This window comes from Mesorhizobium sp. M7A.F.Ca.AU.001.01.1.1, assembly GCF_004022735.1.
Classification (GTDB): domain Bacteria; phylum Pseudomonadota; class Alphaproteobacteria; order Rhizobiales; family Rhizobiaceae; genus Mesorhizobium; species Mesorhizobium ciceri.
This window is the reverse complement of the sequence record NZ_RZPF01000039.1, coordinates 1-16,066: the sequence shown is the minus strand read 5'-3', so window position 1 is coordinate 16,066 and position 16,066 is coordinate 1. Positions and strand designations below refer to the sequence as shown.

Below are 16,066 nucleotides of genomic sequence, written 5' to 3'. Positions count from 1 at the left end.
GCCTTACATGTCGCCGTTCAAGGCGCCGTTCGCCGACGGCTTTGCGACCCGTATCGTTGCGGTGCAGCCGGAGAGCCGCGGCAGCGTCAAGCTGGCGTCGAGCGATCCGGTTGCCGCGCCCCTGATCCATCAGAATTTCCTGTCCTCGCAGCGCGACTGGCAGTCGCTTCGCGCCGGCTTTCGTGTTGCACGCAACCTTGCCAGCCAGCCGTCCATGGCTCCGTTCGTCGGCGCGGAGTTCTTCCCCGGCCCGAAATGCGAGAGCGACGAAGAGATCGACGAGCACATCCGCAAGACCTCGATCACCGTGCATCATCCGGCCGGCACGTGCCGCATGGGCGTCGATGCGGCATCGGTGGTCGATCCGGAATTGCGGGTGCGCGGCATTGCCGGGCTTCGTGTCGTGGACGCCTCGGTCATGCCCGACCTCGTTTGCGGCAACATCAATGCGGCGGTCATCATGATCGCCGAAAAGGCCGCGGATCTGATCCGCAGCCGCGCTCAACAGAGCGTGGCTGCCTGATAAGGCGGCCGGAATACAACCAAAGTCTTTTGGTTGAGACTGAAAAACTGCGTTGGTTGGACTGTCATGCGCGCCAGCATGGCCGTGACGAAGCGGTTTCACGCCCTGATTGTGAGCTGAATTCCGTGCATTTCTAGGCTGTTTCTGCCTATTTCTGGGCATTTGCCACTCAAAAATGCACCTCAACCAAAAACTTATAAGATTCGCAATTTGGGTATTGTCGAGCAAAACCAATGCGAATACGGTTGAGTTGGTTAGAAGTATTTTCTTCGTGACGAGAGGTGTCCGATATGTCCCTGGCGCAACCAGCTAACGATGTGCTCACCAACAAGAAGGCGGCACTCAAGGGCCTCTACGACGCCCTCTACGCAAAGAACATGTTTCCGTTCTGGGCGACGTCGGAAGGCGTCGACCATGACGAGATCAAGCAGTTGATGGCGACGTCGAAAGCCGTTCCCTTCGTGTGGTCCTATTCGGACATCGAGCCCCTGCTCCAGCGCGCCGCCGAACTGGTGACCATGGACGACAGCGAGCGCCGTTCGCTGATCCTCGTCAATCCCGGTCTTGCACCCAAGCGTGCATCGGTCAGCACCATGTACACCGCCTACCGCTTGAACGATCCCGACGAGATCATGCCGCCGCACAAGCACTCGCCGAGCGCCATCCGCTTCGGCCTGACGGGCAAGGGCAATTTCACCGGCGTCGAGGGCGAAGACGTGGTCTTCGGCCCGGGCGACATGGTGCTGACGCCCAACGACGCCTGGCACAATCATGGCACCGTTGGCGGCGAGCAGGCGGTCAACCTGTCGGTGCTCGACCTGCCGCTGGTCGAAACGCTGCATGCCGTCCATTTCGATCACAAATACACGGAGATGGTCGACGGCAAGGAAGTCGAGAAGAAGGTGCAGACCGCCCGCTACCCCAGCGACTACTCACAGCGCATCTATGGCGAAGGCGGCCTGATGCCGCGTTTCGTCGACCACAAGCGCGGCGGCGGCCTGTCGTCGCCGATGTATGTCTATCGCTGGGAGAAGATGGAAGCGGTTCTCGACGCCCACAAGGATTGGGATGGCGACCCCCATGAAGGCATCGTCATCGACTATGTCGATCCGACGACCGGCGGACCCGTCTTCCACACCATCAATTTCTACGTGCAGATGCTGCGCCCCGGCGAGAAGACCTTGCCGCAGCGCGAGACCGCCAGCCTGCTCTTGGCGCCGTTCCGCGGCAACGGCCATTCGATCATCGACGGCAAACGCTATGACTGGAACCAGTTCGACACCATCGCCATACCCGGCGGTTCCTGGGTCGAGCATGTCAACGGCTCGTCGAGCGAGCCGGTGATCTTCTTCGGCGCCACCGATGCGCCGACGCAGAAGGCGCTGCTCCTCTACAAGCGCTGGGGCCGCAACCAGGCCGGCGATCTGCTCCGTCTCGTCTAGTTCCGGTCCTCCGGCAGGCAATGTCCACGCCGCCATTGGCGGCGTGGACATCGAAATGGAATTTCAGCAGCAAGGGCGTATGCATTTGGTTTCGGCGTTCAACACAAAGCAGATCGGCCATGTCGACTGCCCAGGCGGCGGTCAGGTCTGGGTCGACGGCAACATCCTTTATATCGGCCACATGCGGCCGCCGAGCGGCACGACGCTGGTCGACATTTCCGACCCGCGCAATCCGCGCAAAATTACGACGATCGATGTCCCGCCCGGTTGGCACTCGCACAAGGTGCGCGCCAAGGACGGACTGATGATCATCAACCACGAGCGCTTTGGCGACGCCGGCCCGGCTGATTTCGGCGGCGGACTGGCGCTCTACGACACCACCAAGCCGGCACAGCCGAAGCTCATCTCGAAATGGATAACCGGCGGCAAGGGCGTCCACCGCTACGACTTCGACGGCCGTTACGCCTACATATCGCCGACCGCCGACGGTTATGTCGGCAACATCGTGATGATCCTCGACCTGATCGATCCCGCGAAGCCGGTCGAGGTCGGACGCTGGTGGATACCGGGCCAGTGGACCGGGGGCGGCGAAGAGTATCCTTGGCACGACTATGTCACGCCGCGCTGTCACCATCCGCTGCGAATGGGCGACAGGCTCTATGTCAGCTACTGGCATCATGGCTTGTTCATCCTCGACATTTCGGACATCACCAAGCCGAAGCTGGTCTCGCACGTCAATTCGAGCCCGAGCTTTCCGCATCCCACGCACACCTGCCTGCCGATTCCACAGCCGCTCAAAGGCCGCAACATCATGGTGGTGGCGGACGAGGATGTCGCCAAGCTTCGGCCATCGCCGCCGGCCTTCACCTGGATTTACGACATCACTGATGAGACCAACCCGTTGCCGATCTCGACCTTCCAGGTGCCAGGCCTCGACACGGACGGTTCACCGCAGCCTCAGATGACCGGCTGCCATCAGCCTTCCGAGCGGTTCAATGGAACCGTCATTCCGTTTGCGTGGTTCGCGCAGGGGCTGCGCCTCGTCGACATCGCCGATCCGTTCGCGCCAAAGGAAGTCGGTCATTTCATGCCCGACGCGCCGGAGGGCGCGGAGCGTTCCTCGTCCAACGACGTGACCATCGACGACCGCGGCATCGTCTACCTGATCGATCGCATCCGCGGCGTCGACATCATCGAAACCAGCGTTCTCTAGGGGGATATGTTGAGCGACAGCACGCGAAAATCCGCCAGCCACTACGCCATCGGCAACAAGAACCCGAACCTGCCGTTTCATCCGGCGGTGCGTGCCGGCGATTTCATCTTCGTCTCGGGCCAGGTGCCGAAAGACGAGAATAACAACATGATCAGCGGCACGATCGAAGAAGAGACGCTGGCGACGCTGAAGACCATCGCGCGCGTCATCGCGCATGAAGGCGCGACGCTGTCGGATGTCGTGCGGATCACCACCTATCTCGAGGATACGCGCGATTTCGGCCGCTACAACAAGGCGTTCCTCGAAGGGATCGGCGACGCCGTTCTGGCGCGCACGACCGTCGAGGCAAAAGCGGTCATCAACACCAAGATCGAAATGGACGCCATCGTCTACAAGCCGCTGCCGGCGAGCAAGTAGGCCCTGGACACTAGCGAGGAGAAGACATGTACAAGCTGTTAGGCCGCCAGACATCAGGCAACGTCCAGAAGGTGCTCTTCATGCTCGAAGAGTTGGGAGCGTCCTACAAGCGCGAGGATTATGGCCGCCAGTTCGAGAACACGCAGACGGCGGAATACAAGGCGCTCAACCCGACCTCCAAGGTGCCGACGCTGGTCGACGGCGACACCGTGATCTGGGAGTCCAACACCATCCTGCGCTATCTCGCGGCATTCGGCGGCGAACAGTTGAATGGCGCCACGCCGGCGGAAAAGACCGAGGTCGAGCGCTGGATGGACTTCCTGCTGGCGGCAGTCAATCCGGGCTACCTGGCGGCCTTCAAGGGCGCCAAGCTCACGCCCGAGGAACAGACCGCCGAATACAAGGAACAAGTGAAGGACCTTGTCGCGCAGCTCAAGATCGTCGACGGCCACCTGGCCGGCAAGGACTTCCTGGCGCTCGGCAAGCTGACCCTTGCCGACATTGCCTGCGCGCCGATCCTGAAGCGCTGCGTCGACTTCAAGATCGACCGGCCGTCAATGCCCAATCTGGAGCGCTGGGTGGCCGCGATCGCCGCTCGGCCGGCCTTCAAGGCGGCAACCACTGCTGCTCCCGCAAAGGCCGCATGATGATCAAGCGCGCCGCTCTCATCGGACTGGGAACGATGGGTCCAGGCATCGCCGCGCGGCTTTCGCGCGGCGGGCTCGATGTGACGGCGTATGACGTTTCGCCAGGGGCAATCGAGCGCGCCCGCGGCATGCTCGATCTTGCCGGCGGCGTGCTCGACCGTCTCGACATCGAGGCGCCCGGGACTGGTGCCGGCAAAGTGCGTTTCGTCGAGACGATCGCCGAGGCCGTCGATGGCGCCGAACTGGTGATCGAGAACGTGCCCGAGAATATCGACATCAAGGCGCAGACCTATCGTGACATCGATCCGCTGATCGGCCCGTCCGTCATCGTCGCGTCCGACACGTCGGGCATTCCGATCACCAAGCTGCAGGCGCATATCTCGCATCCCGAGCGGATGGTCGGCATGCACTGGTCGAACCCGCCGCACATCATCCCGATGATCGAGGTGATCGGCGGCGAGAAGACCGCGCCTGAAACCGTGGCTGTTATCCGCGATCTCATCCGCTCGATCGGCCTGCTGCCGGTGGTGGTGAAGAAGGACGTTCCAGGCTTCGTCGAGAACCGCGTGCTCTATGCGCTGCTGCGCGAGGCGGTCGATCTTGTCGAGCGCGGCGTCATCGAGCCGGAAGACCTGGACACCTGCGTGTCGTGGGGCATCGGCTACAAGATCGCCGTCATCGGCCCGATGGCGCTGCTCGATATGGCGGGGCTGGATATCTACAAATCCGTCTCGTCCTTCCTGAATGCCGATCTCTCCAACCGCGACGATGTGGCGCCGATGGTTCTGGAGAAGACGGCTGCGTCGAAATTCGGCATCAAGTCGGGCGAGGGCATGTTTGCCTACACGCCCGAGCAGACAAAGGCGCTGCAAGGTGAACGGGCGCGCAAGCTCGTCGCGGTGCGGCGCATCCTGGAAGGCCGGGAGTAGCCAATGTCACATGGTGCGCACAGGGCCAGCCGGTTTGAGGAGTTCCACCGGTCGGCTGTTTGTGTGAAGGGCGCCTTCGCCATCAAGATGGTGCGGGTGCGGCAGAAAACAGCGCGCGGGGCGACAAGCCATGCGCATTGAAACCATCCGAGCCGCCGGCGACAGGCCGGCCCATATCCGCCATGACGATCTAATCTCCGCCAAGGGCGTTTCGGTGGTCATGGCCCGTCAGCTGATCCTCAGGAACATCGATCTTTCGGTGCCAAAGGGATCATTCGTTTCCCTTATCGGTCCTTCCGGATGTGGCAAGAGCACCTTGCTCAAGGTGCTGGCCGGGCTGGTGCAGCCTACCCAGGGCAGCGTTTCGATCGCCGGGCTCGCGCCGGTCGAGGCGGCGCGCAAGCGGATGATCGGCCTCGTCTTCCAGGACGCCAACCTGCTCCCCTGGAAAAACGCCGTCGACAATGCCTCGATGCTGCTCGGCATCGCCGACAAGTCGCTCTCGCGCTCGGATCTGCGGGCGCGCGGGCAGGAGATGCTGGAACTGGTGGGGCTGGGCGACAGCGCCCACAAGCGGCCAAACGAGCTGTCGGGCGGCATGCGGCAGCGGGTCGCCATTGCACGGGCCCTGGCGCTCGATCCGGCGGTCCTGCTGATGGACGAACCGTTCGGCGCGCTCGATGCCATCACCCGCGATTCGATGGGCCAGTCGCTGCTGGAGATCTGGCAGCGGACCGGCAAGACGATCGTGCTCGTCACCCATTCCATCGACGAGGCCATCCATCTGTCGCGCCATGTTCATGTGCTGGGGATCAAGCCGGGACGGATCACCGAGAGCCTCGACATTGCGCTGCCTTACCCGCGCGACCTGTCGGTCACCGAAGATCCGGAGTTCGTCAGGCTGGTGGTCCAGTTGCGAACGATGCTGCGCTCCAGCCATCAACCGGGAGGCGCGTCTTGAGCGACCAACCCATAATCGACCTTTCCGAGCCGCGCCTCGCCTCCAGCTGGAGTGCGGCGACCGGCAGCTGGCTGCCGGCTGTCATCCTCCTGCTGGTGACGATCGTGCTGTGGGAAGCCGCGGTGCGGATCTTTGCCATATCCGCCTTCATCATTCCCGCCCCGTCCGAAATCGCGAAGTCGCTGGTGGCGCAATGGGGCACGCTGATGCAGGCGACGCTGGTGACGGCGGGCGAGATCCTGTTCGGCTTCCTGGTCTCGGTCGTGGTCGGCATTGCCATTGCGCTGGTCATCGTGCGCTTCGATTGGTTGGGACGCGCGCTGTATCCACTGGTGGTGCTGTTCCAGAACGTGCCGAAAGTCGCCCTCGCGCCGATCTTCATCCTCTGGTTCGGCTATGGGCTGGCGCCCAAGATCGGCCTGATCCTGGTCATCGCCTTCTTTCCGGTGACGCTCTCCATGCTGGCGGGCATGCAATCGGTCGACCGCTCGCTGCTGTCGCTGATGAATTCCGTCGGGGCCAGCCCGACGCAGATCCTGTTCAGGATCCGCGTTCCGCACTCGCTGCCGAACCTGATGGCCGGAACCAAGATCGCCGCCACGTTGAGCGTGATCGGCGCCATCGTCGGTGAGTTCGCCGGGGCGTCGGACGGTCTCGGCTACGTCATCCAGTTCGCGTCGACCCAGCTCGACACGGCGCTGGTCTTCGCAGCGCTGCTGCTCGTTTCCGTGCTTGGCATCGCCTTCTACTACGCCGCCGAAATCCTAGAACGCATCGTGGTGCCGTGGGCGCCGAAATTCAGCCAATCCTAGGCCCGCTCGATCAACCAAATTCATAAAAGGGAACAAAAATGCTGAGACGCTCACTTATCAAGGCCGCTACCTTCGCGGCGTTTGTCACGGCACTCGGCTTCTCCAGCGCGGCTCTGGCGGCGGACAAGGTCAACGTCCAGCTCGACTGGGTCGTGCGCGGCAATCACGCCATGTTCTTCGTCGGCAAGGAAAAGGGCTTCTTCGCCAAGAACGACATCGATGTGGCCGAGATCCGCAAGGGATCCGGCTCGCCGGACGCGATGCGGCTGGTGGGCAATGAGAACGCGGATTTCGGGTTCGGCGATCTTCCCACGCTTGCCGTCGCACGGTCGCAGAATGTCCCGGTCGTGGCGCTGGCAGCCGTCAATCAGCACTCGCCGCTGGGGATCATTTCGCTGGCCAAGACGCTGAAGCTCACCAAGCCGTCCGACCTCAAGGGACTGACCATCGGCATTCATCCGGCCGGTTCCACCTACATCTTCTTCAAAGGCTTCCTGGCCGCCAATGGCCTGACCGAAAAGGACATGACGCTGAACAGCGTCTCGCCTCCCTATGAAAGCTATTTGCTGCTTGGCCGGGTTCAGACGGTCGTCGGCTATATCGATGCGGAGGTTCCCGAACTGGAAGCGAAGGCCGGGGGCCCGGGCTCGCTCAGCATCATGATGGGGGCGGACTATGGGTGGAAAGCCTATGGCTCCGGCCTGTTCACCTCGCAGGCGATGATCAAGGACAAGCCGGACGTCGTGCGCCGCTTCGTCAAGGCATATAGGGAGGCCTTCGACTATGTCGTGGCTCATCCGGAAGAGGCCGCCGAGATCACCGCCAAGGCAGCGCCCGGCTATGCGGACAAGAAGGACGTACTGCTGGCGCAGATCAATGCCGACATCGCCTCGACGTTCACCAGCCCGGACACCAAGGAACACGGTCTCGGCTGGATGACGAAGACGCAGTGGGAGGAGACCCTAAAGACGCTGACGGACCAGGGCGTGCTCAAGGCGGCTCTGTCGGCGGACGACGTCTTCACCGACGCGTTCCTGGCAAAGGAATAAGAGGCTCGCGATGTTCGAACGGACGCGGGAATGAGCGCCTACCGGCAGGCCAGGCTGTCCTGCGCCATGGCGCAGGACACATCGCGCTCGCCTTTCGCCGCATCGGTGCGGTCGAGCGTGATCTGCACGCGGGTGGCATATGCTCGGCTCGCCAGACCGCACCACAGCCGCTCGACGGGCAGGTTCTCGCGCTTGTCGTTGAGGATCGTGAACGTGCCGGTCTTCGCATCGAACCAGAGCTCGACGCGGGTCTTCTTGCCCGGCTCGATCGTTGCGATCCCGGCCGAATACCAGTGGGCGAAGTCGGCGTTGCAGGAGAGGCCTTCGCTGCCCGCATTCGAAATCGTCAACGGAACCATGTCGAGCCCGTCAGTGCCGGTGCGGACGACGACATGGTGCAACTCAACCGCGTTGGCGAAGGACGATAACGCCAGCATCACCGGAAGGGCATAACGGATCTTCACTTTGCCTGAGCTCCACAATGTAATTTTTCCTAGGCAGTCTATCTCGCTTTCGCGCAATAACAATAAGAATATTGATTGGTGAAACAACAGAGAGGGTAACATGTTAAAGCTTCTTAAGAGCAGTGTAAGTGCAGTTATATTAGTCGGTGTCTTGATTAGCGGCGCGCTTGCCGGCGAGGTCAAGTCGATCGCCATCCTGACGCCCGAAGAAGGCACGGACTACGGCTGGAACCAGCAAGGCATCGATGCCGCCAAGGCGGCTGGCAAGGCCGCCGGCGTCGAAGTGGTCGTGGCCCAGGGCCTCGGCTATGGCGATGTTCGCCCGACCTTGCGGGAACTTGCCTCCGACGGCGCCAGCCTGCTGATCGCGCATGCCAGCGGCTACAACACCTCGGCGCCTGAAATCGCCAAGGAATTGAAAGTTCCGGTGGCAATCGTCGACACGCCAGCCGGCCTGGAGAAGGGCCTTGTCGCCGACTATACGCTGAGCGGCCACGAGGGCGCCTATCTCGCCGGCCGTCTCGCCGCCAAGGTGTCGCGTTCCAAGTCGGTCGGCATCGTGGTGTCGGGCGAACCGCCATCGTGGAATTCGCAGTCGGCGGCGTTCGCGCAAGGCGTGAAGGCGGAGAACCCGGACGTCAAGATCACCTACGCGGTGATCGGCCCGGCCGCCTACAGCGATGCGGCCGGCGGCAAGCGCGTCACCGAAAGCGTGATCGCATCGGGCGCCGACATCATCTTCGGCCAAGGCAACGGTTCGAGCTTCGGCATGCTGCAGGCGGTCGAGACGACCAAGGCAGCCGATGGCGGCAAGGTCTATTTCATCGACGTCATCGGCGACAAGTCACCGATCGACAAGGGCTTCCTGCTGTCGTCGGTGGTGTGGAATATCGAGCCGGTCTATGCGGCGATGATTGCCGACCTGAAGGCGGACACGTTCGGCACCAAACACTATACGATCGGCCTCAAGGACGACTCGGTCAAGTTGCTGAAGACCGCTGCGATCCCGGACAATGTCTGGACGGAAATCCAGGCGCTGCGCGAGGACGTCATTTCCGGCAAGATCAAGGTCGAGCCGGTCTATGACGCGGCCGCCGTAAGGGCACTGATGACCAGCGTCGCCCAGTAAGGCGATCATGGTCGGCTGCCGGAGGGGTGATCCGTTCACCCCTCCGGACGATTCCTGTTTTTTGGTGCTGGGCTTCATGAGCGGTTTTTCTTCATCGTCCGTTGCCGGGCGCGACATCGTCGCGCTTGAAGGCGTGACCAAACGGTTCCCCGGCATCGTTGCCAATGACAGCGTCGACCTGTCGATCCGCCCGGGCGAAGTGCATGTGCTGCTGGGCGAGAACGGCGCTGGAAAATCGACATTGATCGGCATGTTGTCCGGCCTGCAGCAGCCTGACGAAGGACGCATACTGGTCGACGGCAAACCGACGCCGATCACCTCGCCACGCCATGCGCTGGCACTCGGCATAGGCACCGTATTCCAGCACATGATGCTGGTGCCGACGCTGACGGTGGCGGAGAACCTCCTGCTTGGCGGGCCGTGGTGGCAGCGCCCCAGGACCGAGGAACTGGCGGCGCGCGTCGCCGAGATCACCGGCACGCTCGGCATCACCGTCAAGCTTCAAGCCAAGGTATCGGAGTTGTCGCTCGGCGAGCAGCAGCAGGTCGAGATCCTGCGCGCGATGCTGCGCAACAGCCGGCTGCTCATCCTTGACGAGTCCACCTCCATGCTGACGCCGAAAGGTATCGACGAACTGGGCGCGCTGATGCGCCGCCTTGTCGAGCAGGGCCTTGCGATCGTCTTCATCACCCACAAGCTCAAGGAGGCGGCTGCCTTCGGCGACCGCATCTCGGTGCTGAAGCTTGGCCGCAAGGTCGGCGAGATTCCACCCGAGCGGTTTCGCACGCTGGGCGAACAGGAGATCGTCTCGGAGATCGTGGAATTGATGTTCGGCAAGCAGAAGGATGACCCGGAAGCCGTCGAGCGTCCTGTCCGCACTGCCCGCGCCGGCGCTGCCCCGCTGCTTCAGGTGACGGACCTGGCGGTAGCGGCGACGGACAATGCGCCGGGCCTGTCGTCGATCTCCTTCGACATCCGCCCGGGCGAGATCCTCGGCATAGCCGGCATCGACGGCAACGGCCAGAAGCAGCTGGCGGAAGCGCTGGCCGGCCAGCGTACAGCCACAAGCGGCTCGGTGCGGCTGGACGGCGCCGCCATCGAGACGCTGAGCGTCGGCGAGCGCCGCCGGCGCGGCCTTCGCTACCTGACCGACGACCGACTGGGCGAGGGCACTGTCGGCACCTTCCCGGTCTCGATCAATTTCTTCCTCAAGCAGGTCGGCGCGGCCCCGTTCTGGCGCAACGGCGTCGAGCAGCGCGCGGAGATCGACAAGCGCGCCGCGCAGCTCGTGCGCGAATACGACGTGCGCACGCCGAGCCTGAAGACGCCCGTCGCGCGGCTGTCCGGCGGCAACATCCAGAAGGTGCTTCTGGCAAGGGAACTGGCTGAAGGCGCCAAGGTGGTGATCTTCAACAAGCCGACCTATGGGCTCGATCTCACCAACACATTGGCGTCGCGCCAGCGCATTCGCGATACGGCGGCGCGTGGCCTTGCCGTGCTGCTGATCTCCACCGACCTCGAGGAATTGCTTGGTATGTGCGACCGCATCGCCGTCATCGCCGACGGCGCTTTGGTCGGCACCGTCGAGAACGTAGACGACGCCCGCACAAAGGTCGGTCGCCTGATGATCGGACTTGCCGCATGAGCATCGACACCGCACCCACGGTCAGCGCCACCGCACTCGATGCCACGAGCGGGGCAGCGACGCGCCGCGACATCCTGCATCGGCTGCTGATGACGCTCGGCCCGATCCTTATCGCGCTGGTCATAGCCGGCTGTATCCTGCTTGCCGTCGGCGTCGACCCGCTGGCCTATTATGGCTTCGTGCTGGAGAAGGGACTGTTCTCGCCGCTCGGCATCCAGCAGACACTGACGCGCATGGCGCCGCTGCTGTTTCTCGCCGCCGGCCTGATCGTCGCCTTTCGCGCCGGCATGTGGAATCTGGGCGGCGACGGCCAGTTCCTGCTTGGCGCGGTGACGGCGGCTGCCAGCGCTCCCGTGTTCGTGCAGATCATGCCAGCCTGGCTGGCGCTGGTCTGCTCGTTCCTCATCGCCATGGTGGTGGCGATGATCTGGTCGCTGGTGCCGGCGCTGCTGCGTGCCTATCAGGGCGTCAACGAGATCATCACCACCCTGATGATGACGTTCCTCGGCACCTCGCTCGCCAATGTGCTGGTCAAGCTGGCGTTTCGCGACCCAAGCACGACCGTGCCGCAGACGCGCACGCTGCCGGTGGAGGACCGGCTGCCGCGCCTGTTCGAAACGACCATCACCAGTGGCCTGCTGCTTGGGCTGGCGGCGATCATCATCGTGCATCTGGTGATGACGCGCACGGCGTTCGGGCTGAAGCTGAGGATCGTCGGCGCCAATCCACGAGCGGCGGTTCACTCGGGGCTCGGCGTTCCCGGCCTGACCGTCGCCGTCTTCGCCATTTCGGCCGGGCTGGCCGGGCTTGCCGGCGCCGTCGACATCATCGGCGTCCAGGGCAATGTCCGCGCCGACTGGAATCCCGCCTACGGGCTTGCCGTGATACCCGCCGTGTTTCTCGCCCGTATGAACGGCTTTGCGGCCATCGGCTTCGTGTTCCTGCTTTCGGTGCTTTCGATCGGCGGCGAGAGCGCGGCGCGCCGGCTCGGCGTGCCCAATCATTTCACGCTGGTGCTGGTTTCCATCGTGCTGATCGTGCTCGCGCTCGCCGAATATTTCGATCACCGATACAACCAGTCGCGGAGGGCCTAGGGCATGACCGGGCTCTTCAGCGAGGTCTTTCTCAGCGCGCTGCTGTTCGGCGCCGTCACCGCAGCGATCCCGCTGCTGCTTGCCGGGCTCGGCGAGCAGATCTCCGAGAAGGCTGGCGTGCTCAATATCGGCATCGAAGGCATGATGCTGGCCGGCGCCTATCTCGGCTTTGTCGGCGCTTTCTATTCCGGGTCGCTGTGGCTGGGCTTTCTCACCGGCGCCGCCGGGGGTGCTGCGGTGGCGCTTGTCATGGCGCTGCTTTGCGTGCGCATCGGGCTCAACCAGATCGTCATCGGCATCGCGCTGACCTTGGGGCTGGAAGGCCTGACGGCGCTGCTCCACCATTTCCAGTTCTCGCGCAGCTATCCGCGCCTGCCGGCGGCGGATGCGACTGTCATTCCGCTGCTTTCGGACCTTCCGGTCATCGGGCCTGCATTCTTCAAGCATCATCTGATCGTCTATCTGGCGGTCGCGCTGGTTTTCGGCATGGGCTACATCTACCGGCGCACGCAGTTGGGCCTCAATTTGCAGGCGGCAGGCGACAAGCCGGCCGCGCTCGATGTCGCCGGCATCGATGTCGTGCGGACCCGCACCATCGCCGTGCTGACGACCGGAGCGCTGGCCGGGCTCGGGGGCGCGTATCTCGCCAATGTCGGGGCCGGCCTGTTCATTCCGTTCATCACCAATGGCGCGGGCTTTCTCGGCATCGTGCTGGCCATGCTGGCGCGCGGTCGCCCGATCTGGGTGCTGTTCGGCGCGTTGCTGTTCGGTGTCTGCCTGTCGCTGACGACGGCCATGCAAGTGGCCGGCATCAACATACCGACCGACATCATCCAGATGCTGCCGTTCCTGGCGGTGATGATCATGCTGGTGCTGTTCGGCCGGCGCGCCAGCCTGCCGGCGGCGCTCGGCATTCCATATGAGCGCGGCGCGCGCTGAGGACAATTCATGCGCGGACGGGACCCGCGCCAATAAAGGAGGCAAGAATGTCGGATACCAAGGTCTACCTGCTCGACGGCGGCTCGCTCGTTCTCGACGGATATCATGTGTTCTGGAACCGCGGCCCTGGCGGCGAAGTGCGCTTCCCGGTCTATTCGATCCTGATCGAACATGCCGAGGGCCGGTTCCTCATCGACACCGGCTACGACTACGATCACGTGATGAAGGTGCTGCCGTTCGAAAAGCCGATCCAGGAAAAGCACCAGACCATCCCAGGCGCCCTGGCGCTGCTCGGCCTCGAACCGAAGGACATCGACGTCGTCGTCAATTCGCATTTCCACTTCGATCATTGCGGCGGCAACAAGTATTTTCCGCACGCCAAGAAGATCTGCCACCGGACCGAGGTGCCGCAGGCCTGCAATCCCGAACCTTTCGAGCATCTCGGCTATTCCGATCTGAGTTTTTCGGCGGAGGCTGCCGAAGCGCGTGGCGCGACCGGGCAATTGCTTGCGGGAACGACACGGGCGAATTCGACCTTTGAAGGCATTGATGGCGACGTCGAGCTTGCCAGGGGCGTCCGGCTGATCTCGACGCCCGGCCATTCGATCGGCCATTACAGCCTGCTGGTCGAGTTCCCCAAGCGCAAGCCGATCATGTTCACGATCGATGCGGCCTATACGCAGAAGAGCCTCGAGACGCTGTGCCAGGCGGCCTTCCACATCGATCCGGTGGCGGGCGTCAATTCGATGCGCAAGGTGAAGAAACTCGCCGAAGACCATGGCGCCGAGCTGATGTACTCGCACGACATGGACAACTTCAAGACCTACAAGACCGGCACGCAATTCTACGGCTGACCGCCGCCAATCCGGAGACAAGACGATGCGCTATCTCGAACACGCCGATCCGGTCATCACCCTGACCGCGGGACCGGTGAACGCCTATGCCGAAGTGCTGCGCGGTCTCGGCCGCACGGTGCTCTACGACTACGACCCGGCGTTCCAGCTTTTCTATGAGGGTGTGGTCGACAAGGCGCAAAAGGCGATGCGGCTGTCGAACAAGCCGGTCATCCTGCATGGCGAGCCGGTGCTTGGCCTGGAGGCCGCCGCGGCCTCGCTGATCACGCCGGACGATGTCGTGCTCAACCTTGCCTCCGGCGTTTACGGCAAGGGGTTCGGCTATTGGGCGAAGCGCTATTCGCCACATCTGCTCGAGATCGAGGTGCCCTACAACGAGGCGATAGATCCGCAGGCGGTCGAGGCAATGCTGAAGGCGCACCCGGAGATCACCGTCGTTTCCGTCTGCCACCACGACACGCCGTCCGGCACCATCAATCCGATCGACGCCATCGGCGCGCTGGTCTCAGCGCATGGCGGCTATCTCATCGTCGACGCCGTCTCGTCCTTTGGCGGCATGCAGACGCACCCGGAGGACTGCAAGGCCGATATCTATGTCACCGGCCCGAACAAATGCCTGGGCGCGCCTCCCGGCCTGACGATGATGGGCGTCAGCGAGCGGGCCTGGGCCAAGATGAAGAGCAACGAGGCAGCCCCCCGCGCGTCGATGCTGAGCATCGTCGATTGGGAGCATGCGTGGTCGCGGGATAAGCCGTTTCCGTTCACGCCGTCGGTCTCGGAGATCAACGGGCTCGATGTCGCGCTCGACCTCTATCTCAATGAGGGGCCGGAGGCGGTATGGGCGCGCCACGCGCTCACCGCCAAGGCCATGCGCGCGGGCATTGCTGCGATGGGCCTGTCGATCTGGGCGGCCAGCGACAGCATCGCGTCGCCGACCACGACCGCTGTCCGCACGCCCGAAGGTGTCGACGAGAAGGCGCTTCGCCAGGCTGCCCGCGCCCGTTACGGGGTGGTGTTTTCGTCTGGCCGCGGCGAGACCTTGGGCAAGCTGACGCGCATCGGCCATATGGGTCCGACCGCCCAGCCGATCTATGCGATCGCGGCGCTGACGGCACTTGGCGGCGCCATGAACGCGGCCGGCCAGAAACTGGCGATCGGCAGGGGTATCGACGCGGCGCTGGCCGTGATCGACGCCGACGCCTGAACAGATATCACCACGGATTGAGGGAGCATTTTCATGACTGAACGGCTTGCGGGGAAGACGGCCCTGGTTACGGGCGCTGCGCAGGGTATCGGCAAGGCGATCGCCGCGCGGCTCGCCGCCGACGGGGCAATCGTCATCGTCAGCGACATCAATGCCAAAGGCGCCAAGGCGGCGGCCGCGGCAATAGGCGGAAGGGCGAGGGCGATTGCCGCCGACATTTCCGATCCGGCCTCCGTCAAGGCACTCTTCGCCGAAATCCAGACCCTGACCGGGGGCATCGACATCCTGGTCAACAATGCCAGCATCGTGCCGTTCGTCGCCTGGGACGATGTCGATCTCGACCATTGGCGCAAGATCATCGACGTCAATTTGACAGGCACCTTCATCGTCAGCCGCGCCGGCACGGACCAGATGCGTGCGGCAGGCAAAGCTGGGCGGGTGATCAGCATCGCATCCAACACCTTCTTTGCCGGCACGCCGAACATGGCGGCCTATGTCGCAGCCAAGGGTGGCGTCATAGGCTTCACCAGGGCGCTCGCCACCGAACTCGGCAAATACAACATCACCGCCAATGCGGTGACGCCCGGCCTGGTCGAGAGCGACGGCGTCAAGGCGAGCCCGCACAATGAGGCGTTCGGCTTCGTCGAGATGCTTCAGGCGATGAAAGGCAAGGGGCAGCCGGAACATATCGCCGATGTGGTCTCGTTCCTGGCCTCCGACGATGCGCGCTGGATCACCGGCCAG

General features: G+C 63.3%; 17 protein-coding genes. 16 read left to right on the top strand and 1 reads right to left on the bottom strand.

Translation table 11 applies throughout. From position 1 onward, the window contains the following. The 9 genes from EN884_RS04440 to EN884_RS04400 all read left to right on the top strand — a co-directional run. Positions 1–523: GMC oxidoreductase (locus EN884_RS04440; RefSeq protein ID WP_245491897.1), on the top strand; the 523-nt coding region annotated here is incomplete at its 5' end. Between the two features lie 290 nt (positions 524–813). Further along, positions 814–1,965: a cupin domain-containing protein gene (locus tag EN884_RS04435; protein ID WP_024505127.1), complete on the top strand. Its 1,152-nt coding sequence runs from the start codon at positions 814–816 to the stop codon at positions 1,963–1,965. A 55-nt stretch (positions 1,966–2,020) separates the two neighbouring features. Continuing rightward, complete coding sequence (locus tag EN884_RS04430) at positions 2,021–3,178, top strand: hypothetical protein (protein WP_013529859.1); 1,158 nt, start codon at positions 2,021–2,023, stop codon at positions 3,176–3,178. 6 nt (positions 3,179–3,184) lie between these two features. Beyond that, positions 3,185–3,595 (top strand): RidA family protein, encoded by a 411-nt coding sequence (locus tag EN884_RS04425; RefSeq protein ID WP_013529860.1) that lies wholly within the window; start codon positions 3,185–3,187, stop codon positions 3,593–3,595. Positions 3,596–3,621: 26 nt separating this feature from the next. Continuing rightward, entirely contained in the window at positions 3,622–4,242 is a 621-nt protein-coding gene (locus EN884_RS04420; RefSeq protein WP_013529861.1) for a glutathione S-transferase family protein, read from the top strand. Further along, positions 4,242–5,171: a 5-formyl-3-hydroxy-2-methylpyridine 4-carboxylate 5-dehydrogenase gene (gene fhmpcd1 / locus EN884_RS04415; RefSeq protein WP_024505124.1), complete on the top strand. Its 930-nt coding sequence runs from the start codon at positions 4,242–4,244 to the stop codon at positions 5,169–5,171. The genes EN884_RS04420 and fhmpcd1 overlap by 1 nt, the downstream gene beginning before the upstream one ends. A 130-nt stretch (positions 5,172–5,301) precedes the next feature. Then, positions 5,302–6,132 carry an ABC transporter ATP-binding protein gene (locus EN884_RS04410; RefSeq protein ID WP_013529863.1) on the top strand — a complete coding sequence of 277 codons (831 nt, stop codon included), beginning with the start codon at positions 5,302–5,304 and terminating at the stop codon, positions 6,130–6,132. Further along, positions 6,129–6,944 (top strand): ABC transporter permease, encoded by an 816-nt coding sequence (locus tag EN884_RS04405; protein WP_013529864.1) that lies wholly within the window; start codon positions 6,129–6,131, stop codon positions 6,942–6,944. Before EN884_RS04410 ends, EN884_RS04405 begins: the two co-directional genes overlap by 4 nt. 38 nt (positions 6,945–6,982) lie before the next feature. Then, complete coding sequence (locus tag EN884_RS04400; RefSeq protein ID WP_013529865.1) at positions 6,983–7,993, top strand: ABC transporter substrate-binding protein; 1,011 nt, start codon at positions 6,983–6,985, stop codon at positions 7,991–7,993. A 38-nt stretch (positions 7,994–8,031) separates the two neighbouring features. Here the strand turns inward: EN884_RS04400 and EN884_RS04395 are convergent, their stop codons facing one another. After that, positions 8,032–8,457, bottom strand: a complete 426-nt coding sequence (locus EN884_RS04395; protein ID WP_063168893.1) for a hypothetical protein — start codon at positions 8,455–8,457, stop codon at positions 8,032–8,034. A 100-nt stretch (positions 8,458–8,557) separates the two neighbouring features. Between EN884_RS04395 and EN884_RS04390 the strand changes: the two genes are divergently transcribed. The 7 genes from EN884_RS04390 to EN884_RS04360 all read left to right on the top strand — a co-directional run. After that, complete coding sequence (locus tag EN884_RS04390; protein ID WP_063168892.1) at positions 8,558–9,586, top strand: BMP family protein; 1,029 nt, start codon at positions 8,558–8,560, stop codon at positions 9,584–9,586. Between the two features lie 76 nt (positions 9,587–9,662). Beyond that, entirely contained in the window at positions 9,663–11,231 is a 1,569-nt protein-coding gene (locus tag EN884_RS04385; RefSeq protein WP_063170327.1) for an ABC transporter ATP-binding protein, read from the top strand. After that, a complete protein-coding gene (locus EN884_RS04380) occupies positions 11,228–12,325 on the top strand; it encodes an ABC transporter permease (RefSeq protein ID WP_063168891.1) in 1,098 nt (365 codons plus the stop codon). Before EN884_RS04385 ends, EN884_RS04380 begins: the two co-directional genes overlap by 4 nt. Positions 12,326–12,328: 3 nt before the next feature. Further along, positions 12,329–13,264 (top strand): ABC transporter permease, encoded by a 936-nt coding sequence (locus tag EN884_RS04375; RefSeq protein ID WP_024505120.1) that lies wholly within the window; start codon positions 12,329–12,331, stop codon positions 13,262–13,264. Positions 13,265–13,311: 47 nt separating this feature from the next. Then, positions 13,312–14,118 carry a 4-pyridoxolactonase gene (locus EN884_RS04370; RefSeq protein WP_013529871.1) on the top strand — a complete coding sequence of 269 codons (807 nt, stop codon included), beginning with the start codon at positions 13,312–13,314 and terminating at the stop codon, positions 14,116–14,118. 25 nt (positions 14,119–14,143) lie between these two features. Beyond that, on the top strand, positions 14,144–15,322 hold the full coding sequence (locus EN884_RS04365) for an alanine--glyoxylate aminotransferase family protein (protein ID WP_063168890.1): 1,179 nt from the start codon (positions 14,144–14,146) through the stop codon (positions 15,320–15,322). Positions 15,323–15,355: 33 nt separating this feature from the next. Further along, a partial coding sequence (locus EN884_RS04360) for an SDR family NAD(P)-dependent oxidoreductase (protein ID WP_164894922.1) occupies positions 15,356–16,066 on the top strand: 711 nt, incomplete at its 3' end.

What these genes read in the sequence shown, in the direction of transcription:
- EN884_RS04435 (WP_024505127.1), top strand. Translation starts at nt 814, where the DNA reads ATGTCCCTGGCGCAACCAGCTAACGATGTGCTCACCAACAAGAAGGCG.
- EN884_RS04430 (WP_013529859.1), top strand. Translation starts at nt 2,021, where the DNA reads ATGGAATTTCAGCAGCAAGGGCGTATGCATTTGGTTTCGGCGTTCAAC.
- EN884_RS04425 (WP_013529860.1), top strand. Translation starts at nt 3,185, where the DNA reads ATGTTGAGCGACAGCACGCGAAAATCCGCCAGCCACTACGCCATCGGC.
- EN884_RS04420 (WP_013529861.1), top strand. Translation starts at nt 3,622, where the DNA reads ATGTACAAGCTGTTAGGCCGCCAGACATCAGGCAACGTCCAGAAGGTG.
- fhmpcd1 (WP_024505124.1), top strand. Translation starts at nt 4,242, where the DNA reads ATGATCAAGCGCGCCGCTCTCATCGGACTGGGAACGATGGGTCCAGGC.
- EN884_RS04410 (WP_013529863.1), top strand. Translation starts at nt 5,302, where the DNA reads ATGCGCATTGAAACCATCCGAGCCGCCGGCGACAGGCCGGCCCATATC.
- EN884_RS04400 (WP_013529865.1), top strand. Translation starts at nt 6,983, where the DNA reads ATGCTGAGACGCTCACTTATCAAGGCCGCTACCTTCGCGGCGTTTGTC.
- EN884_RS04390 (WP_063168892.1), top strand. Translation starts at nt 8,558, where the DNA reads ATGTTAAAGCTTCTTAAGAGCAGTGTAAGTGCAGTTATATTAGTCGGT.
- EN884_RS04385 (WP_063170327.1), top strand. Translation starts at nt 9,663, where the DNA reads ATGAGCGGTTTTTCTTCATCGTCCGTTGCCGGGCGCGACATCGTCGCG.
- EN884_RS04380 (WP_063168891.1), top strand. Translation starts at nt 11,228, where the DNA reads ATGAGCATCGACACCGCACCCACGGTCAGCGCCACCGCACTCGATGCC.
- EN884_RS04375 (WP_024505120.1), top strand. Translation starts at nt 12,329, where the DNA reads ATGACCGGGCTCTTCAGCGAGGTCTTTCTCAGCGCGCTGCTGTTCGGC.
- EN884_RS04370 (WP_013529871.1), top strand. Translation starts at nt 13,312, where the DNA reads ATGTCGGATACCAAGGTCTACCTGCTCGACGGCGGCTCGCTCGTTCTC.
- EN884_RS04365 (WP_063168890.1), top strand. Translation starts at nt 14,144, where the DNA reads ATGCGCTATCTCGAACACGCCGATCCGGTCATCACCCTGACCGCGGGA.